This is a genomic window from Streptomyces sp. NPDC001339 (genome assembly GCF_042895955.1).
Taxonomy (GTDB): domain Bacteria; phylum Actinomycetota; class Actinomycetes; order Streptomycetales; family Streptomycetaceae; genus Streptomyces.
In genome coordinates this window covers 206,970-228,397 of the sequence record NZ_JBIAWT010000010.1, presented here as the reverse complement: position 1 = coordinate 228,397, position 21,428 = coordinate 206,970, and the positions used below count along the sequence as shown (strand labels likewise).

The 21,428-nt window shown below is 69.5% G+C and carries 24 protein-coding genes; 8 read left to right on the top strand and 16 right to left on the bottom strand.

The window, feature by feature from the left end:
• Positions 1-10 precede the first annotated feature (10 nt).
• The gene (locus ACFY12_RS27840) at positions 11-247 is read right to left on the bottom strand and encodes a hypothetical protein (RefSeq protein ID WP_390718650.1); all 237 of its coding nucleotides are present in this window, start codon (positions 245-247) and stop codon (positions 11-13) included.
• A 238-nt stretch (positions 248-485) separates the two neighbouring features.
• Here ACFY12_RS27840 and ACFY12_RS27835 point away from each other — a divergent pair, with 238 nt between their 5' ends.
• Positions 486-1,196: a haloacid dehalogenase type II gene (locus ACFY12_RS27835; RefSeq protein ID WP_390718649.1), complete on the top strand. Its 711-nt coding sequence runs from the start codon at positions 486-488 to the stop codon at positions 1,194-1,196.
• A 78-nt stretch (positions 1,197-1,274) separates the two neighbouring features.
• Here ACFY12_RS27835 and ACFY12_RS27830 read toward each other — a convergent pair whose 3' ends face one another.
• Entirely contained in the window at positions 1,275-1,643 is a 369-nt protein-coding gene (locus ACFY12_RS27830) for a hypothetical protein (protein WP_390718648.1), read from the bottom strand.
• 288 nt (positions 1,644-1,931) lie between these two features.
• On the opposite strand from ACFY12_RS27830, the gene ACFY12_RS27825 reads away from it, so the two are divergent.
• Positions 1,932-2,429, top strand: a complete 498-nt coding sequence (locus ACFY12_RS27825; RefSeq protein WP_390718647.1) for a hypothetical protein — start codon at positions 1,932-1,934, stop codon at positions 2,427-2,429.
• Between the two features lie 93 nt (positions 2,430-2,522).
• Here ACFY12_RS27825 and ACFY12_RS27820 read toward each other — a convergent pair whose 3' ends face one another.
• Entirely contained in the window at positions 2,523-3,899 is a 1,377-nt protein-coding gene (locus ACFY12_RS27820) for an alkaline phosphatase (protein WP_390718646.1), read from the bottom strand.
• A gap of 401 nt (positions 3,900-4,300) precedes the next feature.
• Here ACFY12_RS27820 and ACFY12_RS27815 point away from each other — a divergent pair, with 401 nt between their 5' ends.
• On the top strand, positions 4,301-4,909 hold the full coding sequence (locus ACFY12_RS27815) for an AAA family ATPase (RefSeq protein ID WP_390718645.1): 609 nt from the start codon (positions 4,301-4,303) through the stop codon (positions 4,907-4,909).
• A gap of 27 nt (positions 4,910-4,936) precedes the next feature.
• On the opposite strand, the gene ACFY12_RS27810 is transcribed toward ACFY12_RS27815, so the two are convergent.
• Both ACFY12_RS27810 and ACFY12_RS27805 read right to left on the bottom strand, forming a co-directional pair.
• Complete coding sequence (locus tag ACFY12_RS27810) at positions 4,937-6,508, bottom strand: cellulase family glycosylhydrolase (RefSeq protein WP_390718644.1); 1,572 nt, start codon at positions 6,506-6,508, stop codon at positions 4,937-4,939.
• Positions 6,509-6,677: 169 nt separating this feature from the next.
• Positions 6,678-7,562 (bottom strand): LysR family transcriptional regulator, encoded by an 885-nt coding sequence (locus ACFY12_RS27805; RefSeq protein ID WP_390718725.1) that lies wholly within the window; start codon positions 7,560-7,562, stop codon positions 6,678-6,680.
• Between the two features lie 139 nt (positions 7,563-7,701).
• On the opposite strand from ACFY12_RS27805, the gene ACFY12_RS27800 reads away from it, so the two are divergent.
• Positions 7,702-8,604, top strand: a complete 903-nt coding sequence (locus ACFY12_RS27800) for an alpha/beta fold hydrolase (RefSeq protein WP_390718643.1) — start codon at positions 7,702-7,704, stop codon at positions 8,602-8,604.
• A gap of 130 nt (positions 8,605-8,734) precedes the next feature.
• Here the strand turns inward: ACFY12_RS27800 and cpt are convergent, their stop codons facing one another.
• The gene (gene cpt, locus ACFY12_RS27795) at positions 8,735-9,256 is read right to left on the bottom strand and encodes a chloramphenicol phosphotransferase CPT (protein ID WP_390718724.1); all 522 of its coding nucleotides are present in this window, start codon (positions 9,254-9,256) and stop codon (positions 8,735-8,737) included.
• Positions 9,257-9,422: 166 nt separating this feature from the next.
• Between cpt and ACFY12_RS27790 the strand changes: the two genes are divergently transcribed.
• Positions 9,423-9,719: a GDSL-type esterase/lipase family protein gene (locus ACFY12_RS27790; RefSeq protein ID WP_390718642.1), complete on the top strand. Its 297-nt coding sequence runs from the start codon at positions 9,423-9,425 to the stop codon at positions 9,717-9,719.
• A gap of 58 nt (positions 9,720-9,777) precedes the next feature.
• Here the strand turns inward: ACFY12_RS27790 and ACFY12_RS27785 are convergent, their stop codons facing one another.
• From ACFY12_RS27785 to ACFY12_RS27760, 6 genes are all read right to left on the bottom strand, one after another.
• A complete protein-coding gene (locus ACFY12_RS27785) occupies positions 9,778-11,133 on the bottom strand; it encodes a tyrosine-type recombinase/integrase (RefSeq protein WP_390718641.1) in 1,356 nt (451 codons plus the stop codon).
• A 104-nt stretch (positions 11,134-11,237) separates the two neighbouring features.
• On the bottom strand, positions 11,238-11,564 hold the full coding sequence (locus ACFY12_RS27780) for a helix-turn-helix domain-containing protein (RefSeq protein ID WP_390718640.1): 327 nt from the start codon (positions 11,562-11,564) through the stop codon (positions 11,238-11,240).
• Positions 11,564-12,682 (bottom strand): tyrosine-type recombinase/integrase, encoded by a 1,119-nt coding sequence (locus ACFY12_RS27775; protein WP_390718639.1) that lies wholly within the window; start codon positions 12,680-12,682, stop codon positions 11,564-11,566. Before ACFY12_RS27775 ends, ACFY12_RS27780 begins: the two co-directional genes overlap by 1 nt.
• A 225-nt stretch (positions 12,683-12,907) precedes the next feature.
• Positions 12,908-13,615 (bottom strand): hypothetical protein, encoded by a 708-nt coding sequence (locus ACFY12_RS27770; protein ID WP_390718638.1) that lies wholly within the window; start codon positions 13,613-13,615, stop codon positions 12,908-12,910.
• Between the two features lie 250 nt (positions 13,616-13,865).
• Positions 13,866-14,633 carry a dienelactone hydrolase family protein gene (locus ACFY12_RS27765; RefSeq protein WP_390718637.1) on the bottom strand — a complete coding sequence of 256 codons (768 nt, stop codon included), beginning with the start codon at positions 14,631-14,633 and terminating at the stop codon, positions 13,866-13,868.
• A gap of 243 nt (positions 14,634-14,876) precedes the next feature.
• Complete coding sequence (locus ACFY12_RS27760) at positions 14,877-15,755, bottom strand: Tn3 family transposase (protein WP_390718636.1); 879 nt, start codon at positions 15,753-15,755, stop codon at positions 14,877-14,879.
• Between the two features lie 306 nt (positions 15,756-16,061).
• Between ACFY12_RS27760 and ACFY12_RS27755 the strand changes: the two genes are divergently transcribed.
• Complete coding sequence (locus ACFY12_RS27755; protein ID WP_390718635.1) at positions 16,062-16,406, top strand: hypothetical protein; 345 nt, start codon at positions 16,062-16,064, stop codon at positions 16,404-16,406.
• 278 nt (positions 16,407-16,684) lie between these two features.
• Here ACFY12_RS27755 and ACFY12_RS27750 read toward each other — a convergent pair whose 3' ends face one another.
• A complete protein-coding gene (locus ACFY12_RS27750; RefSeq protein ID WP_390718634.1) occupies positions 16,685-16,912 on the bottom strand; it encodes a hypothetical protein in 228 nt (75 codons plus the stop codon).
• Between the two features lie 71 nt (positions 16,913-16,983).
• Here ACFY12_RS27750 and ACFY12_RS27745 point away from each other — a divergent pair, with 71 nt between their 5' ends.
• Both ACFY12_RS27745 and ACFY12_RS27740 read left to right on the top strand, forming a co-directional pair.
• The gene (locus tag ACFY12_RS27745) at positions 16,984-17,613 is read left to right on the top strand and encodes a TetR/AcrR family transcriptional regulator (protein WP_390718633.1); all 630 of its coding nucleotides are present in this window, start codon (positions 16,984-16,986) and stop codon (positions 17,611-17,613) included.
• Between the two features lie 242 nt (positions 17,614-17,855).
• Complete coding sequence (locus tag ACFY12_RS27740) at positions 17,856-18,998, top strand: LPXTG cell wall anchor domain-containing protein (protein WP_390718632.1); 1,143 nt, start codon at positions 17,856-17,858, stop codon at positions 18,996-18,998.
• A gap of 150 nt (positions 18,999-19,148) precedes the next feature.
• Here the strand turns inward: ACFY12_RS27740 and ACFY12_RS27735 are convergent, their stop codons facing one another.
• From ACFY12_RS27735 to ACFY12_RS27725, 3 genes are all read right to left on the bottom strand, one after another.
• Entirely contained in the window at positions 19,149-19,901 is a 753-nt protein-coding gene (locus ACFY12_RS27735; RefSeq protein ID WP_390718631.1) for a VOC family protein, read from the bottom strand.
• A 113-nt stretch (positions 19,902-20,014) separates the two neighbouring features.
• The gene (locus ACFY12_RS27730) at positions 20,015-20,674 is read right to left on the bottom strand and encodes a hypothetical protein (RefSeq protein WP_390718630.1); all 660 of its coding nucleotides are present in this window, start codon (positions 20,672-20,674) and stop codon (positions 20,015-20,017) included.
• Positions 20,675-20,694: 20 nt separating this feature from the next.
• The gene (locus tag ACFY12_RS27725) at positions 20,695-21,090 is read right to left on the bottom strand and encodes a hypothetical protein (RefSeq protein ID WP_390718629.1); all 396 of its coding nucleotides are present in this window, start codon (positions 21,088-21,090) and stop codon (positions 20,695-20,697) included.
• Positions 21,091-21,428: the final 338 nt, after the last annotated feature.

The following is a 21,428-nucleotide window of genomic DNA, read 5'->3' as shown; positions in this document are numbered from 1 at the left end:
CCCCGGCACCTCAGCGATGGAGAACCCCGGCGAAGGGACCGAACAGCTCCAGCACGGGAGCGAAGGATGTCGCCGTCTGTCCCACCTTGCCCTGGGGGCCGAGGTCGTTGAGCTTGGCGAGTTCGTAGTCCACGCTGAACAGCAGCGGACGGTCGGTCTGGGTGGCGTTCGCGGTCGCGGGCGAGACGGTCCCCATGGCTCCGGAGGCCAGGACAAGAGCCGCAAAAGTCCGGTGCATTCTGGTCATGCCGTTCTCAACGACAGGTCACCCGGAAGGCAACGCGCCGACGCGGCACCGACGAAGCGCCGACGCAGCACCGACGGAGCGCCCGGCCGGTTGCACGGGAAAGACTCAGGAAGGCTACAGTCATGGGGCCTTGACCAGGCACCACACCGGCCCGCCGAGGTTCCGAGGCCTGTCAAGTCGGTCTCGGGACAACAGGCAGGCCTGCACGGCACACTGAACCAGGGGGAGGGCGAGCCGCATGGACATCGACGCCGCGGTGTTCGACGTTTTCGGGACCATGACGGACTGGCGGTCCAGCGTGGCCAGTGCGTTGGCCGACAGCGGCGGCCAGGCCGGTCTGCACGCCGACTGGCCCGCCGTTACCGATACTTGGCGCCGCCGCTACCGGCCTGCCTTGATCAAGGTCGTATCGGGAGAGCTGCCCTGGATGCCCCTCGACGACCTGCACCGGCTCACCCTCGACGAGGCACTCGCCGCCCACGGCCTCGAAGCCTTCGGCGAGGCGGACCGGGACGCGCTCGTCGGAGCCTGGCACCGGCTGCACGCCTGGCCGGACGCCGCAGCCGGTCTGGAACGGCTTCACGGCAGCCACGTGATCACCGCAACGCTGTCCAACGGCGGGGTCGGCCTCCTCACCCGCCTCACCAAGCGGGCCGGGCTCCGCTTCGACTGCATCCTCTCGGCCGAGCTGGTCGCGTCGTACAAGCCCGACCCACGGGTCTACCGGTCGGCCGCCGAACTGCTCGGCGTGGAGCCACGGCGACTCCTGATGGTCGCCTGTCACCCGGACGACCTCGAAGCCGCCGCCGGCGCCGGTCTGCGCACCGCCTACATCCCGCGCCCGCTGGAGTGGGGCCCGGAGGCCGACCCGGTTCCGGCACCCGCCGACGTCGATCTCACCGCCACGGACGTCATCGACCTGGCGCGCATTCTCACCGGAACTGACTGAGGCCGAGGCGGTGGAGCGCGCCCGTCCTCGCCGTGGACCGCTGTGGATCGCGGTGCCGACGGCCGGCCGGGAGGAGACTCAGCAGGTGACGACCTTGCCGTAGGAGCCCCTGCCCCAATGCCAGGTCCACTCCTCACCGTGCTGATAGGTCAGGCACCGCGAGTCGGGCCCCCAGTCGATGACCACCTTCAGATGCATGGCCTTGCCGCAGTCGTTCCCCACGGTCACCTTCTTCTCGTGCTTGATGACGTCCCGCCGGACGCAGGCCGGGGCGGTGCCCAGGACACTTGCGTCCTCCGTGGCCTCGCTGGTCCCGATGGCGGCGCGGTCGCCGGGGCCCACCTGGGCGGGCGCGGCCACCGCGGGCCCGGCCGACAGGGCCAGCCCACCGCCGAGCGCCGCCGCGGCGACGGCGAGTGTCAGACGCTTGCGTAGCGCGTTCCTCATGACACAGAGTCCCTTCCTCTGGTGCTCTGGTGTTCCCTGGCGTGCGGGAGGTGTTCCCTGGCGTGTGGGAGGGCGGCGGGCGACGCCGCCCGAGCTGTGCCATCGAGCATGCGGGGCGGACCACCGGGATGGCCATCCCCGCCGCCGAACTGCCGTACTCCTGGGATGTCCCACCCTCTGACCAGTGTGAACAGCCTTGGCCAGGACGCCAATGTGGGACGCCGCACGGCAACTGCGAGTTGCGGATCGAGACCGGCCGGCGGGCACTGCGTCGCGCCGTGCGCGCTCGTGCTGGCGGTCACTCTGATCGAACCCTGCTGGTGGCCGATCAACTCGGCGATCGGGCAATGCCTGACGTGGCTCGCGAACTTCGTGACCTTCGCCTACGTCCGCGCGGTCATCGCCCGTTCGCGCCGGCTCGGGCTCAGCACGGTCCCCGCCGACGACAGCAAGATCACTGGCCTGTCCTCGTTCGCCCGGTGGGTGCCGACCTCGCTGTTCTACGCCATGGCCGTGCTGACCATCGGCACCTGCCTCTACCTCCAGCTCCTCCAGGACGTCTACGTCTACGCGCTGGCCGTCACCTCGACCAACGTCTTCCTCTTCTACGTCATCAAGTGCGGCGTCGGCGGCCCGACGATACGGATGACGACGGTCCGCACCTGCCTGGCCGCCGAACGCGTGGGCAGATGCCGCCAGCCGCTTCCGCACAGCGGCCGTGATCCGCGCTTCCGCGAGCCGCCGGTAATGCGATGGCACGTACCGAAGGGTCCCCCCCCAGACTGATCACCTGAGCTGCACTGAAGACACACAGCTGAAGAGGGGAGACCGGTAGCGGCGTGGTGGCCGGTGGGCTCCCCCCCTTCTTCCTGCTGCCGGTCAGTGCAGACGCAGCGCCTTGCGGATCGTCGTGAACAGGTCGGTCTGGTTCGTCACGCCCAGCACCCGGTACGCCTGTGGGCCCTGGGCCGCGATCCGGACCTGGGTGCCGGTGTGCTCCTGGGGCTGGCCCGGTGTGTTCGTCGAGTAGTTGACCTTCAGCTGCTGGCCCTCGTTCGTGACCAGGGTGGAGGACAGGCCGGGCGGGGTGGCCTCCAGCGGGACGATCTGGCTGGAGTGGCCGTGGTCGGCGGTGGTCACCACGAGCGTGTCGGGGTGCTTGGCCGCGTACTCCCGGGCCACCTTGACCGCGCGGTCGAACGCCGCGGTCTCGCCGATCTGGCCGCACGGGTCGGCCGCGTGGTCCCGCTTGTCGATCGAAGCGCCCTCGATCTGCAGGAAGAAGCCCTTCTCGGACTGCTTCGCCTGCTGCTTGGCCTCCAGGAGCTGGAGCGCCTTGGTGGCGGAGTCGGCGAGGCTCGGTGTGGAGTGCGGCCGCTCCGGGTTGGCGGTCACGCACCGCTGCGGATCAGTGCCGCCGACCGCGGCCGCCTTGCCGGTCCACTCCACCGGCACATTGCCCGGGGCGAACAGGCCGAGCACCGGCTTGCCGGCGTTCGCCGCCTTGAGCGAGGCCCGGTCGGTGACGACCTGGTAGCCGAGCTTCCGCGCCTGCTCGGTGACCGTCAGCCCCTTGAACTTGCCGTTGGTGACCTTCTGGTCGAAACGCTGCTTGCCGCCGCCGAAGAGCACGTCCACCTTGTGGTTGACGGACTGCTCGGCGATCGAGCCCGGCCCGCCGGCCGCGATCGTGTCGCTGGGGCACTTGGCCATGTCGGCAGGGCCCTGGCACGTGCGGTCGGTGACGTGCGAGGCGAGCGCCGCCGGGGTCGCGTCGGTCACCTCGGCGGTGGTGACGCTGCCGGTGGCGTAACCGTTCTTCTGTGCCAGCTCCAGGACCGTGGGGACGGCCTTGTCGGTGCCGGGCGTCTTGGAGAGGCGGCCGTTCACCGTCTTGGTGCCGGTCGCCCAGCCGCTGGCGCTCGCCGCGGAGTCGGTCACGTAGTCCGGGCTGCCGTCGGCGTGCACCGCGTACGTCGTGTACGTACCGGTCAGCGGGAACTTGTCCATGTTCAGGCGGCCGTTGGCACCCACGGTGTAGTCACGGGCCAGGGTGATCTCCGAGTCGCCCATACCGTCGCCGATCAGCAGGATGACGTTCTTCGCCTTCCCGCCCTTGACCGCGTGCTCGGCCTGCGCCGTGGTGTCGGACGCGCCGGCGCCGGCGGCGGAGGCGGAGGCCACGGCCACGGCGGCCGTGGTGGCGGCGACCACAGCGCCGGCGATCGTGAGGTGGCGGCGGGACGGTATGTGCATGGTGGGAATTCCTCGATTCTCATGTGACCCACGGGGCAGACGAATGGCCCTCGGGGCAGACGAGCGCCAGCCCACCAGCCGTCGGTGAACCGAAGGTGACATCTCGGTGCTGCTGCCGCAGCGAGGACGTGACAGAAGTCGGCGAGGCCGCTGGGGGAGCGGCGAACCCAATGGTCGCGGTGCGCGTCATATACGGGGACGGCATGGCCGCCATGTGCCATGGTCGGTCGGCTGCGCGAGTGGTGGAGCATGGAGAGTGAGTCTGACCAAGGGGGCGGGTAGTGGGCGTGACGGGCGACCGGACCGGAGTGGCGGAGAGGCGTGCCGACTCCCACGGCGGGTGGGCGTTGACGCATCCTCGTGGGCTGGTGGATCTGCGGGGACCGGGCAGAGCTCCCGCCGTGCTGGCATACCCCGCGGGCGCCGTCGTGGTGGTCTCCGGATTGCCGGGCAGCGGTAAGAGCACCCTGTTGCGGCGTTGGGCCGGTGCCGCGTCCATCGTCGATCCTCGGGCGCTCCATGTCGCGTACGAGGCGGTGATGCCGGCCTTTCTGCCCTATGCGCTGTACCGGCCCTGGGTGCGGTTGGCGCACTTTCGCCGGCTTCGCGCCGGGGTACGGGGCGGCGGGCCGTTGCTGGTCCACGACTGCGGCGGCAGGCCGTGGATGCGCCGATGGCTGGCCAGGTGCGCCGGACGCCAGGGACGGGAACTGCACCTGGTCGTGCTCGACGTGGGAGCGACCGAGGCTCTGGCGGGCCAGGAAGCCCGAGGCCGATGGGCGTCACGACGTGCCTTCACCCGGCACCACCGAGGTCTCGACCGTCTGCTGCGCGCATTGTCCGCACAGGGCGCGGCGGACGCGCCTGTCCCTGACGCGGTACCCGAGGCGGCTTCCGTGGTCCTGCTCGACCGCAGGTCGCGAGAGCGGGTGGCGGCAGTGGAATTCGTTCCCGCGCCGGCCCCTCCGCGGTCCCGGCCACACCTGGCCGGGAGCGGACAGCAGCACTGACCCGCCACCCCGTCTGATGACGGGCCGTCAGCGCGCTACGGTGGACGGCGGTTGGCGCATGCCGGCAGTGCGTGGACAGTGACTCGGCGTCCCCTTTGCCGAAACCGCCCCCTTTGTCGAAACCGCCCCGTGTGTCGAAACCGCCCCCTGTGCCGAGACCGTCACCGTGACCCGCCCCGAGGATCCCGGCCGTGTCCACACCCGGACCGTGCCCCGTTCCCCCGCCGGTACAGAACGCGGCCAGGCCACTGCGGGGCCCTCCACCGACACCTGCCACCCCACCGCCGTGGGCGGCGTGGACAGCTCGCTGACGCCGGACCGCCCCGCGGGGCCGGCGGGGTCGTAAGCGAGGCGGAACGTCCGAGCCGCAGGCTCGTAGCGCTGCTCGCGCACCGTGCCGGCGACGGCTGGAGCATAGGGACGCGCGGTCTGTTCCTTGTTGGCCTGAAAGCGGCCGTCCTTGCCGACGGCGCAGTACCCGCAGCCGTAGCACCACACATAGCCCGCCCAGCCGGCGCTGTAACGGTCGAGCGAGGCGAGGGCATCGCCGTAGAAGCGCGGCATGTGGGGCAGCGAGCTGTCCCGGGGGCCCCACTCGCCGACCACGACCGGTATGCGCTGGGCACTCGGGTAGCGGATGACGGCGTTCTCGTAGGTCTCGATCCAGCGCGCCGACGGATCGTAGTCGCCGCCTGCCTCCATCGTGGCGTGGTAGAAGTGCGGTGCGTAGACGACCTTGGGGTCGTGGATGCGGCCGAGGCCGGTGGGCAGCCCCTCGCCGACGATCGGGGTCGGTTCGACGAACAGCCTGCTGCGCCGGTCGACCGTGCGGATCGCGTCCGCGATCCGGTTGTACATCGGCGTCAGCTGCTCGGACTCGATGCGGCGGGCGGCCGCCGGAAGGTCCTCGCCCGCGCGTAGTCGCCCCATGGGCTCGTTGATCAGGTCGTAGCCGAACACGGCGGGGTGGCCGGCGAAGCGCGCGGCGAGTATCCGCCACATACGGGCCTGTGCCCGCTGGAGGTTCCGGTCCTGGTAGAGGTGCTCGAAGGCGGCCTGTACGGCCGGTTCGAAGTACTCCGCGAACCAGTCCTCCGGGTGCGGGGAGAAGGGCAGCCCGTCGGTGCGGGTGGCCCACTCGGGGACGCCGCGATGGCCGAACCGCGGGCCGAAGACGTCCTGGTGGGCGTCGATGACGACCCGGATGCGCCAGCGGTGGGCCCAGTCCAGGATCCGTTCGATCTTCCGGAGGTAGCGCGGGCTGTAGTGGCCGGGACGCGGCTCCAGATCGTCCCAGAAGACCAGCAGCCGCGCGAAGTTGAACCCCTGGCCGTGCAGATCGCGGAAGTGCCGCTCGGTGACGGCGCTGAGCGCATCGGCGCCGCGGTGCGTCTTGTCCTCGACGTTCCAGCCGCGCAGCGTGAGCGCGCGCCCGCGGTCATCGGTGAGCGGCGGTGGAGACAGCGAGGACAACGATCGCGGTGACGTCGACGGTAATGGTGATGGCGGCGCGTCCGCCTGCGCTGCGCCGGGTGAGAGCAGCGCGACGACGGTGGCCAGAGCCGCTCCCGCCCTGCCGACGAATCCCCGAACGCCCATGATTCCCCCAGGTTTTCCGGCGACACCACCTTCCGAACAGATGGCCGCCCGCCCTTCCCCTGAAACCTGGGGCGTCCTCCCGGTGGTCTCCGAGACGTCCTGTCCCGCCGTTTCTTCCCGGCGCCGGTGCCGGTGCCGTGACGGTGCCGGCACCGCGCCCGTGCTCCCGTCAATCCTCTACGGTGCGGCAGACGTCGAGGAGAGGGGTCAGCCGGCGTGCGGGGGTGGCGGGGTGAACGGCCAGGAAGGTTTCGGCGGTCAGGCCGGGCGGGTCGACCGGGCGGAAGACGGTGCGGCCGGTCTGCAGGAATCCGGCCTGGGCGGCGTAGAAGACGGTCCAGCTGGGGCTGCCGGTCGCGATGGCGGCGAGGGTGTCCTGGTCGGTGGTGAAAGCGGGGCCGAGGACGGGCTCGAACCCGGCGTCCTGGCACGCTCCGATGACCAGGTCGACGAGCTGCGGGTTGGCCTCGCGGGAGACGAGGCGCAGCGGGATACCGGCGAGGCCGGCGAGGGGCACCGTGGCGCGGACGGCCAGTGGGTGCGTCGCGGGGAGTGCCACCACGAGCGGGTCCGTCCAGAGCGGTAGGAGATCCAGGCCGGGGCTGTGCGGAAGTCCGCGTACGAAGGCCGCGTCCAGTGTGCCGTCGCGTACCGCCTGCAACCGGACGGTGGACGGGGCGCTCACCAATTCCACGGTGAGCTCCGGGGAATGGTCTGCCAGGGACGTGAGGACGCGTTCGAGGCGTGCTCCGAGGCCGACGCTGGTGCCGATGCGCAGCATCGTGGCCTCCTTGGTCCGGATGTCGGCCATCGCGTGGAGTGCGGCGTGTTCCGAGGCCAGGATGGTGCGGGCGTGCGGCAGGAAGGCCGCACCGGCGGGGGTGAGGGTGACCTGGCGGGTGGTGCGGTGGAACAGGTCCAGCCGGAGTTCGCGTTCCAGGCGCCGGATGTGCTGGCTGACGGTCGGCTGGGCGATGTGCAGTCGCTCGGCGGCCCGGCCGAAGTGCAGTTCCTCGGCGACGGCCACGAAGTAGCGGATCTGGCGCAGCTCCATTCCCACGTTCCGCTCTTCTCCGCTTCTGTTGCATCTTCTGACGCATCGCGTCTGATCCGTTGCGCGTGATTCATCGCGTGAGGCATCACGTGACGAATCACGCTTTGATTCATTGCGCTGTGATTGATTGCGTTCCGCGATGAGTGTACGAGCGAACTGCGTCTTGGTCGGAACGCGTCAGCGCGGTGAACTGGCTCTGCTCAACACCGCGGCCGAACGGAGCGGTGCGGACGAGGACAGGAGCATGACCATGGCGTACGCCACTGTGAACGGGATCCGGATGCACTACACCGACGAGGGGACCGGAATGCCGGTGCTGCTCGTGCACGGCTGGGGCACCAACGGCCAGGTCTGGGACGCCCAGGTCGCCGATCTGGCCGCCGACCACCGGGTGGTGACCATGGACTGGCGGGGCTGCGGCCGCACCGACCATCCGGCCGACGGAAACACCTTCGCCGCCAACACCGCCGACCTGCTGGGGCTGATGGACGTACTGGCTCTGGACCGGGCCCTGTTGGTGGGCAACTCGATGGGTGCGGCCTTCTCCCTGGAGGTGGCTCTCGCCGCGCCGGAGCGGGTGGTCGGCGTGGTGTCGATCGACGGGCCCGGCTACTGGCCGAGCCAGAGCATGACCGACACTCTGCCCTTGCTGCGGAAGGCGCTCTCCGACGATCGCGCCGCGGCTCTGGCCGATTGGGTCCCGCAGTGGTTCGGCCCCGAGGCGGACCCGGACCTGGCGCGCCGGACGGTGCGACAGATCCTTCAATCCGGCCTGTTCATCGACGAGTTGTTCGCTGACATCGCGGTCTACGACCCGCGCGAGTCCGTCGGCCGGCTGGCGGTGCCCGCGGTCTTCGCACACGGCCGGCTCGATTCCCAGATCCCCCTGGAGGTGTCCCGGACGCTGGCCGAGCTGGCTCCGTACGGCGAGTTCCATGTGATCGAACAGGCGGGCCATCTGCCGCATCAGGAACAGCCCGCTGTGGTCAACGGCCTGATCCGCGCCGTGCTCACCCGCCTGGCAGGACTCCGTCAGGGCTGATGGCAGACCTCGGCCGGGTCCGAGCGGACCCGACCTGGGGTGTGCGTCCTGGATGTGCGTGTCCTGGATGTGCGCGTCGGTGGGACCGGGGCAGCGGGGTGGGCGCAGGCGGTGCACATGCCGGCGTCGATCACTCGATCCGAGCGGCGATGGCCCGCGCACATTCCCAGGACTCGGTACGGGTGGTGTCCACCTCCAGGTCGTAGCGCATGCCTTGGTGGACCACCTCCGCCTGCAAGGCCGCCATTCCCCGGACCCGGTCCCCGCGGGCGACCTCGCGGCCTGCGGCGACCGTGCTCTGGCACCTGACACCCACCCAGAGCACGTCCAGTCCGCCGAGAGCCTTCCGCCACCGCTGCTGGGACGTGGCGCCATCGAGGAATACCTCGTCGATGATGACCCGGGCGCCCGCACGGACCGTAGCGGCGACTCCTTCCGTCCAAGCTGCTTGAAGCATCCGGAACTCCGGGCCGACGTTCACCCCGCCGTCTGCGGTGATCTCGATTCCCGCGCCCGAAGCCTGCATGGACGCGGGCATGGCCTCGATCAGCGAATCGACCCCGACGGCAAGCCACGGATCCGGCAGGATCGCCTGCAGGCACCGGACAATCCCGGACTTGCCCGAGCTGGACCCGCCATTCAGCACGATCACCTGGGCTACCTGAGCTACCTGAGTTGTCACCGCACCACAGTGAGGCGCTCCGCACGACACCCGCAACGCATTTTCGGAGAGCCCGCCGTGTTGCCGCCCCGGCGAACCCGTGAGTTCACAGCACTGGCCGCCGCATACCGGCCCCGCCTCTCCGTAAGGTGGCCGGATGACCGGGGACTTGCGCATCTGCTTCATCGGCGACTCTTTCGTCCAGGGAATCGGTGACCCGGAGCACCGGGGGTGGGTCGGCCGGGTGCTGGCAGTGACCCGCGGCGACATCACGGCCTTCAACCTCGGCATCCGACGCGACACTTCCGAGGACGTTCTGCGTCGCTGCTGGCGAGAGGCCCTGCCCCGCACCCTGCCAGGTGCCGACAACCGGCTTGTCATCTCCTTCGGCAGCAACGACACCGTCCAGGAGGACGGCACGGTTCGCACGGACCTGGCACTCGCCGGGGTGTGAAACTGGCGACCTCGCGTAATCAGGAGTCGCGTATTCCTCAGTTGCTGAAGGCTCGTGGTCACCGTGAGTGGTCGCCGGGGGCGTAGTGGCGCCAGGTGCCTCCGGCCTCTTCGGCGAGACGGGTGGTGGTGTCGTCGTCGTAGCCGAGCATCCGGGCGATCACCGGCGCCGGGGCTTGGAGGACGAGGTGGCGGATTGCCGCGGCGCGTCCTCGTTGGGTGGGGAAGCCCAGGTGGCGGAGCCGGAGTTGCAGAGCTTCCGGGGTCATGGGCTGTCCGGCCCGGCGGCCGGGGAAGAGCCATCGGGCGTCGGGGTTGGTTGCGGTCATGGTGTTCGGTCGCTGGCCCAGGTAGTCCAGCAGCATCCCGGCGAACGGGGCTGGGACGGGCGACGGCGGGTCGCCGAGCCGCACGAGGACCTCGCCGTTCTCGCGTTGGACGTCGTCGGCGGTGAGCCGAGCGATCCGTGTGAGGGGCTGCGCATAGAGAAGGACGAGCACTGCGGCGACGCGGTCCTGGAGAGGCACGTCGTCGCGGTTCACGAGCTGTCGCAGCAGCGCAAGCCGTTGGTGCTGGGCGAGCGGGGCAGGATTGCTTGTGGAGCGGTGCGGGACGGCGACCTTCGGCATGTGTTTGGACCGCATCGCCCACCGCAGGAAGGCGTGGGTGAGGCGCCGAGCTGTGTAGCCGCCCGCGTACCAGGCATCGACATCGGCCTGGGTGCAGTCAGCGAGGGTCCGTCCGCGCTCGGCAAGGTGAGCGAGGAAGGCGGTCGCGAGGTGAATCTCCCTCCGGGCCTGCTGGATCTGCTTGCCGGTGAGCGGGCGGCGGTCGGCCAGGGTGTTCAGGCGGCGCTGGACGTGCCAGGCGGCGAAGAGTTCCAGGAGTCTGCGGTGCTCGGTGTCGCCGACGGTCGGCAGCTTCTCGGCGAGCCACCGCTGAAACAGCAGCAGCTGCCGGTCGGCCGGGGGCAGGACCCCGCTCTGCACCAGTAGATCGCGCAGGTAGGCAACCGAGCGCCAGGGGGTGAGCTGGCTCAACCCCTCGTGGGTAAGCGGGACTTCGCCGCGGGCCAGAGCCCGCAGGTTCCTTTGGGTGTAGGGCTGCTTTGTCCAGGTCAGTCCGCCCCAGGGGCGGCGCATCTGCCGCAGAGCATCGAACAGCGGGAGCAGCTCGGCGCGGACGGAGCCGGTGCCGTCGTCGAGGAGATCGCGGAGCCGCCCGGTCAGGACGCATCTGCCGCAGACTCCGCGCCGGTAGCGTCTGCCCTCCTGACCGCATTGTTCGCAGAAGAAGTCGCCGATCCCGCCGGCGCAGTCGGTGCAGAGCAGCCCGCCGTCCGCGGCGAGGCCGGGGGTGAGCCGTTCGACGCCGCACCCGGTGCAGGTCCCGTAGGTCTCCAGGGCCCTGGTCATGCAGCTCTGGCAGATGTAGCCCTCTGGCCAGTGGTTCGCTCCTGGTCGCAGGGCCCGGCCGCATCGAGTGCAGATCAGGTCCTCGGCCCGGACGCGGATGCGGCTCATCCTTCGGGCCGGATGCGGGCGCGCTTGGGGCGGACCGCTGATAGGTCGACGACCGCGTCGCCGGTGGCGACCTTGCGGATGGTGGCGTTCTCCGCCTTGGTGGCGATCAGGTCCGTCGGGGTGCACTCGAAGATGTCGCAGAGCGCGGCCAGCACCGGCAGCGACAGTCGTTCGGGGGTGCCGGTGACCAGGCGGTGGACCTGGGAGAGGGAGAGGTTGATGCCACGCTCGGCGAGCGGCGGGGCGAGCTCGCTGGTGGTGAACATCCCGGAGGCGGCCATCCGCTCGCGCAGCCGCCAGTGGTAGCTGACCTGGCGTTTCATCAGGCCCTCCTCGCGGGCTTGAGCGCAGCCTCGATGGTGGCGTCCAGGGCCCGCCGCAGGGTGCGGGTGCGGAAGTCGGAGGACACGCAGGTGTAGATGGAGGTCGTGCTCGCATGGTCGTGGCCGGCTTGCTGCTGGACAAATAGGGCGTCCCAGCCGTCTTCGATCAGGTGGGTGACGTAGGACCTTCTCAGCGAGTGAAAATCCAGGACCGGATCCAGCCCGAGGTCATCACGGTAGGCGGCGAAGCGGGAGTCCAGCCGTTGCAGGCCGACCCGCCGTCCGCGCTCGGACGGCCACAGAGCGGGCCCGTCCGCGTGGCGCATGGCGGGCCGCACTTCACTCGTCCACTGGTCGAGGATCTCGGCCGACCACTCCCACACGGTCAGCACGCTGCGGCGCTTGGGCGGTGACCCCTTCTTCGCCTTGCCGTGGCGGACGTAGCAGACGCCGTACTCACCGAACTCCGGGCCTTCGGGGTTGCGGCCGAAGTCGGCGGTGTCCAGCATCCTCGTCTCGTTGCGCCGCAGTCCGTAGGCGTACGAGGTCTTGAACAGCATCGCGTCGCGGAAGGCGGGCAGCCAGCCCTTGCGGCCGCGTCCACGCACGCGGCTGACCTGGTCGTCGGCGTGGTCGAAGAACGCCTGCAACTCATCTCGGGTAAAGGCCCGTTTCGGAGACTCGGCCTCGCACTCCTGCATGTGCACGGCCGTGTTCCACGGATGACAGACCTGCACCGGATGGGTGCCGAACCGCCGCTCGCACTCGGTCGCCCAGCCGTAGGCCGGGTCGGTGGAGTAGTCGCAGAACAGTCGTACCGCTTCCTGGTAGCCACGCAGCGTCGAGCGTACGCAGCCACGGACCGCGCGCAGGTCGCCGAACCACTCGTCCGCCAGCGGCGAGGACCAGGACCAGGGAAAGGCGTCCGCGTGCGCGGCGAACGCCCGCACCTTCCGCTCGCGGCCGTTGATGGTCGACAGTGCGAGGTTCCGGGCCAACTGCTGGTTGCGCCAGCCATCCAGCATCGCCTCGAAGACCTGCTCGTCCGGCCGCAGCAGCGGCACCCCATCGGCCAGGTGCAGTCGGGCGGCCCCTGGTGCCGTCCCGTTCTTGCCCACCAAATCGTCACGCTCCGTAGATCGCATTCGCCGCGAGAATCTCGCATCGGATGCGAAGTCCGGGGAGAAATGGCAGGTCAGTCATGCGATCGAGTGAAGCGGCACGACATGGGCCCGACCCGTCAGCTACCGTCCCTGCAGGTGCGTGACGAGCCGCGTGTCCGCTGATCAGCGGCTTCCTGAGCCCAGCTCAGCCAACACAGCGCAACATGACGCCAGTTCGCATCAGATGCGATACGCGCCGCTTCCGAGATACGCGCCAAAGGGGCAACGGGATGATCTTGAAGCACTGATCCGCTCGGATTTACCTGCGGCGACGTGCAGCGGGTTCGCGTTCGGCGACTTTCCGGGCGACCGGGTCGACGCCGGGGCGGGCGTAGCGCTCCAGGGAGAGAGGTCTTCCACGTTGAGGCGCAGCACCTCATCGGCCCGTGCGGCGGACTCGTAGAGCACCTTCCACTGCGTCTTCTCCCGCAGCGCGACGCCGAGGCGCCACAGGGCGGCGATCTGGTTCTCCGCGAGAGCCTTGGTGCGGTCCGGCGGCGCCGGCCGCCGCTCGATGCCGATCGTCGGATCGCACTCGATCCAGCCTTGGCGCTGCCACCAGCCGATCGCCTTGCGCCCGATGGACAGCTCCCGGTTGACGGTGTCGGCGTCCATCTCGTCCGCCCGCGCCGCCGCCAGCTCGGCCAAGACCTCCGGCAGCGCCGGGTCGTCGATCGCGGCGACGGGGAAGACGGGCGGTTTCGCGCGTCGGCGGGCGGGTCCGGTCGGCGGCGGTTCGCCGGCGAGCATCCATCCCCACGTCGTCAGCGAGATCCGGTAGATCCGCGCGGAGGACTTCGCGATGCCCGCGCCGGTGAGGTAGCGCTCGACCGCCGCGGTGTACAACGACGGCGGGGCGGACAGAGGTACGACCCGAGCGCGCGGCAACCGAAGTGCCCCCGCTCCCGAGTTCGGCCACCGATTCGATCGTCACGCCGTCCCGCCCTTCCGGTACTGCCGCAGTAAATGCGTACACCTCGCCCCGGCGGCCGGATTGGCCCGCCGCAGGTCGCGGTGATCACGTAGGGGCTCTGCCGCAGTAAATCCGGTATTTACTGCGGTAGTTGTGAATGCATCTCCGCGATCGAGCAACCGCCCGAATGCGGTTCTGCTGTGCGGACTTGAGGGGAGTGGACTGTCAGTGCCCGGGGCCGGCATGCATACCTGGGGCATGCCCCAGATCCTCCGTCACGGGCAGGCACTCGGCGAGCAGGTCGACGACGTCGCGCCAGGCTCGCTGCGCGTGCCGTGGGTGGTAGCCGACGCCGGGGCGCACGGTGTGGTCGACCGGCGGGTGGTGGAAGGCGTGCAAGGCGCCTCCGTAGACCACGAGGCGCCAGTCGACGCCCGCGGCCTGCATCTCAGCGGTGAACGCGTTCCGTTGCGCCGGCGGCATGATCGGGTCTTCCGACCCGACCCCGGCCCACACCGGGCAGCGAATGCGCGCTGCCTCGCCCGGTCGGCCCGTGGTCAGTGCGTTGACTGTCCCGATCGCGCGCAAGCTGACGCCGCCGCGCCCGAGTTCCAGCCCGACGGCACCCCCCGTGCCATAGCCGACGGCAGCGATCCGGTCGGGGTCGGTCCGCGGTTCGGTGCGCAACACATCGAGCGCCGCATGGCCGATGCCTCGCATCCGCTCGGGATCAGCGAGCAGCGGCAGGCAACGGGCCAGCATCTCCTCGGGGTCGCCCAAATAGCGCCCGCCATGAAGGTCGAAGGCCAGCGCTATGTATCCTAGCTCGGCGAGAGCATCGGCCCGGCGGCGCTCGACGTCGCTGAGCCCCATGCCCTCGGGTCCGAGCAGCACCGCGGGCCGGCGGTCGACACCGGCCGGGAGCGCGAGGTGCCCGATCATCGTCAAACCGTCGGCCGGATACTCGACCGTACGCGTCGTAATCGTCGTCATGAGACTGGACTGTAGTGATCGTCGAGCCCGGTCCGGTCGGTGTTCTGCCGCTGGCGTAACAGCGCGGGTATCCCTCTGAAATACGGCGAGGGCCCACAAGGACCGTCACAAACCCCGCCCCCACGGCAGCGCTATCGGATCACCTGCCCGGGCCACGGTGTTGGAGGCTGGCCCTCGCAGCAGGATTCTGGGGTATACCGGCCCGCTCCCGTGAAGGGCGTCACCAGCTAGTTCCCTCACGGCTCAGGCAGCCTGGCCGAGACCGGCGGCGGTCAGGGCGGTCAGGTCCTGCTCGCGCAGCGGGGTGAAGTCGACGTCGAGTTTCGGGTCGTACGCCTCGGGCTGGATGCCGAGTTCGTGGGTGCTGTACTCGCCGAACCGGTTGATGTGTTCGGTCAGGTACGGCGAGATGTGCGCCAGGTCTTCCGGGTCGATCTCCCATCCCTCTTCCAGCAGCTGGCGGACGAGCTCCGCGATGTCCAGGGCGTTGTGGAAGATCACCGCGTTCGTGAGCAGGGCGTTGAACTTCATCGCCTTTTCCTGCTCGATGGGGTCGTTGTCGGCAATGACACCGCGGTTGCCGAAGCCGATCCACTGGGAGAACCGGTTGAACGACTCGACCTTGTTGGGCGCTGCGGTCACCCGTCGGCGAAGCGGCGCGTCGGAGAGGTAGCGCAGGAGCTGGACGGTGCGGATCACGCGGCCGACCTCGCGGAAGGCGGCGTAGGTGGCGTTCTTCCTCGACCCCGAGCGCAGGCGCTTGAGCAGTGTGGAGGAGGAGATGGTGCCCTCGCGTACGGAGACGGCCACCCGCATCCGCGCCTTGTGCGTCAAGGCCGCGACCAGCGCGATGCGCTTGACGGGGACGAAGCCCCGCAGCTCCGACGCGACCGACGCGTCCGCCTCCCCAGCGAAGTCGGTGACCTTCCCCGCGGCGACTCCGTCCATCCACACGTCGGTGTCGCCGAGCTCGTCCAGCCATTCCAGACGCTTGGTCAGGTTCTTGAAGTGCGACCAGGTCGGGCCCTTGGCGGGCTTCTTCAGCCGGTTGAACAGCGTCGTCCCGTCGCTGTCACGGTCCTCCAGCGGCCGTATGAGCCCCGCCCGCTGAGCAGTGCTCATGCGGTCGTGGATGCCCGTACAGATCGAGACGTTCACCGGCCAGTGGCACGAGTGGCTCGCTCGGCCGCAATCATGACGGGCATCCGCCGGTCGGTTGGGTCCGTACCGGCGGCAGGGAAGGGAGGCCGCTGGTCACAGGGTATTTTGCTGGCCATGTCGTATCAGAACCAGCCTGGCTGGAACGTACCGCCCAACTCTCAGCAGAGCACGCCGCCGTACCCGCCGGGTCCCTACCAGTCGTATCCTGCTCAGCCCTCCTACCCCTCTCATTCCTCCCATCCGGCCTATCCCGTTGGGCAGCTGTCCATGCCGGGATCGGTACGTGCCGCGCGGGTTCTGGCCTTCGTCGCCGCAGGGTTCGCCGTGCTCGGGGCGGTGGTCGCCGGTGCGCTGGCGGGCCCCGCGGCCGCGGGTGCCGCGCTGGGCTCCGCGATGCCGGTGATCGGCGTCTTCACCTGCGCGCTGTGCTTCGCCCGATCCGGTGCGGGGGCGAAGGTCACAGCGATCGCCTTCGCGGCGTTCATGATCCTTTTCGGCATCGGTGCCTTGGGGCGCGGCATACCGGCTGGGATCGTCCAGGCGGGCCTGGGGATCGCCATCGTGGTGTCGCTCTCCCAGCGCCAGTCCGGCGACTGGTTCCGCCGCCCGTAGCACTGACCGCTGCCGGGGCGGCCGGCAGGCGGGCCGGTTGTCGACGGAGCCCGTGTGGCCGGTGTACGAACCGGGCGCACGGCCGGCGCCCGAGGCGACCGCAGTGCTTGCGGCGACCGTATGGCCGCATCCTCAGCGCTCTCTCCGCCCTGCCCTCCGCCAGATCACCACCATCCCCACCGCCACCACGATCAGTGCCGCGAGCACGATGCCTGCCTTGATCGCGCGATCCATCAGCAGATGGTGCAGGAGCCCGGACGCCTCTGCCGCCCGCCCGGTCACCACCGGCCGTCCCGTCGCCGCTCCCGCCCGGATCCGCCCTCCAGTCGTCGCAGCAGGGCCCGGCCTGCTGCCCGTACGACGGGATCCGCGGCACCGCGCATCTCATTCAGCCTGCCCCGCCGTTTCAGGGCGAGCGCAACCGCAAAGATCACCAGGGCCGGCACCACGAGGCCGACGGCTATCAGGCCGAACCTGAGGAGTATCAGATCGAGATACCTCTCCATTGAGAACCCTCCGTTTTTTTATCACGTGCGTGATAAAAAGCAATCTATCACGGCCGTGATAAAAAGAGGGCATGCCGAAGCTCGTGGATCCGGAGGAACGCCGCCGCGTCGTCGTCGACGCCCTGTTCCGCGTCGTCGTCCGCGACGGGATGCAACGCGCCTCACTGCGCGCCGTCGCCGACGAGGCCGGGCTCAACATCGGCTCGCTGCGTCACTATTTCGCCAGCCAGGCGGAGCTCATGGACTTCGCGATGCGCGCGATGATCGACCGCGTCAGTGAACGCCTGGTCCAACGCATCGAGGAGGTGGGCGACTTGAGTGGCCGTACCGGCCCGGAGCGACTCCGCTTGGTCGCCGGTCTCTTGGAGGAACTGCTTCCACTCGACGACCGCCGCCGCGCCGAGGTCACCGTCTTCCTCGACTTCAACGCCGCATCCCGTACCAACCCCGCCTTCCAGCCCCTCGCCCACAAGGCCGCCGCCGGCACACGGAAGCTCATCTTCCGTGCCCTCACCCGTCTCGCCGAAGAACGCGTCCTCCGCCCCGGCCTCGATCTCGGCGTCGAGACGGAACGGCTGGCGGCCCTCGTCGACGGACTCGGTCTCGGCGCAGTCCTGCACCCGGACGCACTGGACGCCCAGTCCTGCGCCGACGTGCTCCACGCCCATCTGCGCGAACTCACCCGATCCGCCGGAGGGTAAGTGGTCTGCTCCGGACGTCCTTGAGGACCTTGGAGCAGGTCTGTGACCTGCGGCGCTTCTGGCGGGGCTGAGTCGGGGGAGCTGTTGGCGGAGCTGTGATCTTCCTCCATAACTGGTCTTGCGGCACAACCATTTGTGCCGTCAGCAGTCATGTATGCGCACGTGCCTGACAGCTCAGGCGACATCTCAGGCAATACCACCTCAGGCAACACCTCAGGCAACACCTCAGGAAGGTCTGCTCGATGAAGTTCCGCCAAGCACTGACGGCCGCCGCGACGATGGCCGCCATCGCGCCCGCCGCCGTACTGGCCGCGCCCGCCGCCGCGTTCGCCACGGAAGCCCCGAGTCCGTCGGCACACACCCATGAGTCGCAGACGGACGGAGCGACCGGGCCGGGCGAGTCGTCCGGGGCGGCGGGCCCGGCCACCGAAACCGACGGGGGCGCGAAGTCCGGTGCGGAGAACGGTGCCAAGCCCGCGCCCGACGCCAAGCCCGATGAGGAATCCGGTACCAAGCCCGACAGGGAAACCGGCAGCAAGGTCGATAAGGAATCCGGCGCCAAGGCCGATAAGGAAACCGGCACCAAGCCTGACAGCACGTCCGAGAGCACGCCCGACGGGTCCGCGTCCGAGGAGAGGCCCCCGGGCGGGGATTGCGCGAGCGCGCCGAAGTACCTTCGGATGGCCATCAAGGGGCTCCAGTCCGAGTTCATCGCCGGGGCCGACTGGAGTCTGTCCTCCATAACGGTCACCAACACTTCCGACAAGGCCATGGAGAAGGTCCGGCCGCAGCCCTACATCTCCTCCGCCGAGATCGTCGACCGTCCGTACGAAGAGCTGGAGGCGCAGTTCCGCAATCCCGCGACGGGCAAGTGGCTGAGCTTCGAAGACGCCACGATTGACAGCGAGTTCACCGGATTCCCCGTTGCCGCGCACAGCACCGTCACGCTGCCGTTGCGCGTCCGCGCCATCGACCCGGCCAAGCCCGGTCACGGTTACGCGATCATGGAGGGGATGTTCGCCAACCAGGACGGTTCGTGCGGCTTCTCCAACCATGAGCAGTACGACTTCAAGATCCTCCCGGCACGCGGCAAGCCCGAGCGGCCCAGTCGGCCTGTCGATCCCCATGAGAGTGCCGAGGTCGGCGGTGGTGCCAAGGGCGGCTCCACGCCGCAGCGTCACCTCACGGCGCAGGGCGGCGCCAAGGTGACTTCGGCCGAGGCTGAGGGGCGGGGCCACCTGGCCGCGACCGGCGCGTCCTCCGCGCTGCCGGCGATCGCCCTGGTGGGCGGCGTGGCGATGGCCGTGGGAGCGGGCGCGGTGATCACCGTACGCCGCCGCAAGACCGCCGCCGGTTCCGGCGAGGGTACGGGAGCCGCAGCGTAAGGCCCTGATTGCCGGGCCCCGGCGGAAGTCAGGGCCCGGCTTCGGTCATCACGACATGTGCGGCCGGGCCCGCCACCGCGCGCGCCGTACCGGTGTCTGTCCCTTGCCTGTCCTTGCCTGTCCCTCAAGCGCGCGCCGAAGCGGGATCCCTCAAACCCCCTGCATCCGCAGCCCGTTGATCACCGTGTCCGGAGGTGTACCTCCCGTCAGCTCCAGTGCGGTGATCCGGTCCGACTCCCCGGGAACGAACCGCACCTCCCCGCCGGAGAGCCGCACCACGGTCCCGGACGCGTCCAGCGGCACCCCCGTCAGCGATTCCACCCAGGCCGCGGCCTTCTCCGGATCCGGCGTCTCGATGACGATGCCGATCAGATCGCGCTCCCCGCGTTCGCCGAGCGCCGACTCCTTCAGGCCGTTCATCACCTCGGGATCGATCCGATATGTGATGAAGAACGGTGCCCAGGCCGGCGCGTCCAGGATCATCACCTCCTGAAACCACACCTTCCCTTCCTGGAATTCGCAGGTGTGCACCTCGACCCGGTGTCCGGCCCGCCGCAGCCGTTCGGCGGTGGCGGCCGTATCCGTCACCTGTACCGCGAAGTTCAGCGCCCCGCCCTCGCCTGCCAGAAGGGGATCGATGTACTGCATCCACGAGGCCGTGGCCCGCCCGAACGGCGAATCGGGGAACACCTCCCGGTCAACGATCGTCAGAATCTCGACATACCGCTCATCCGGCCGCCATCCGCCGTTCTGAAACCCCTCGAACGGCTCGTTGGCGTGCGCCGGCAGCCCGGCCGCGCTGTACTCCCGCGCGGCCTGCTCGACATCGGGTACCACATGCAGCAGATGGTCGAATCGTGGCGACTCCGCCGCCAGAACGGGCAGGTTGGAATCCGTGGACACAGTTACCCTCCCCAAGTAAGTTAGGTAACCCTAACTCACTTGGGGGCTTGTTTGGGGAGGGGGATGAGTCGTCCGTGATACTCATGCTCCGTGATGCTTATGCTCCGTGATGCTCATGCGTGGCGCCGGTGGAGCGCTGCTTCCGCGCGGGTGGCAAAGTCCAGCACGGTGCGGGCGCCGAGGGACCAGGCCCGGGCGGTGGGGCGGTGCAGGGTCTGGACGATCAGAACCGAACCGTGGGGGAGTGGATCGATCGTCAGTCGTCGGGCCACCTGCCAGGTGTGATGCCGGTCCGGTCCGGCTGTGGCGGGTGTCAACGCATCTGCCAGGTCGAGCAGCTGGGCGTCCGAATTCAAGCGGTTCGCGATCACGGAGTCTCCTTCGAAGGCCGCGATCGCCGAACCCCGCGCTGGGGCCGTACTCAGTTGTACGCGTGAGGGAACCTGCGGCTCCAGCGGCACCGCGTAGACGAGGTGCCCCAGTCCTAGGCTGCGGCGGATCCCGGCGCGCCCGCCCATGACCGAAGCACGCAGTTCAAAGGCTCTGGGTGCATGGGCGTCGACGTACACGAAGCAGTGGGTGGGCGCGGGCATACCGCTGAACCGCTCGCGTGGCGGGAGCAGGCTCCCGGCCGGTACGCCGGTGCTCTCGGCCGGAAGGGATTCGGCCAAGGGCGGTTCCGCAAGCCCGAGTTCGTCCCTCAGGGCTGCGGCCATATCGATGGTGATCTTCTCCGGATATGCGCTCCGGCCGGACCAGACGGCGGCGGGCATGGCGGTGTCTCCTTGTTCCGTCAGGAAAGTCCGGCGGCTTCCAGGCGGACCTGCGCTGCCTGTTCCTCCTGCCCCATGGCAGCCAGCAGTTCACTCAGGCGCTCCAGCGCCGCCCGCCGTTCCGCATGGAAGCGCCCGGGCCGGACGCGGGTGAGCTCACGCCAGAGATCGGCGGCTTCCCTGGCCCGTGACAGCGCTTCCGCCTGCCGCCCCTGAGCGGCCAGCTCATCGCGGCTGTCGTCCGACTGCCGGGCCTGACGCAGCAGCGCCTGGCTGCGGTCCTCTGCCGGAGCCGGCGCGGCGGCCTCCTCTCGGGCGACCCTCCGCCTGCGTACGGCCACGCTGAGAGCTCCCACCAGGGCGATCAGTGCGCCAGTGATGACGGCGGAAACCAGCTTGTGCAACAGATCATCCATCGGGTCCTCGTTCACTTGCTGAGTGCTGAGTGCTGAGTGCTGAGTGCTGAGTGCTGAGACCTGGGGTCCGTGCACCTGCGGATACGCGTCCAAGACGACGCGGCGCGCGACTGGCTGTTCGGCGCGCTGCCGGCCAACCATCCCCGGAGTCATTGAAATGTCGATGAAACCCCGATGATGAAGCCCCGGTGAGTGCGGGGTCGGAGGGTTTGGGGTCTTCGGATGCCGGATGCCGGATGCCGGATGCCGGATGCCCGTGTGCCCGTGGTGCCCGTGTGGCCGTCATCACACTCCCCGGCTGTCACAGTCGCCGCTCGGGCGCTGTCCTCAAGGCGTGA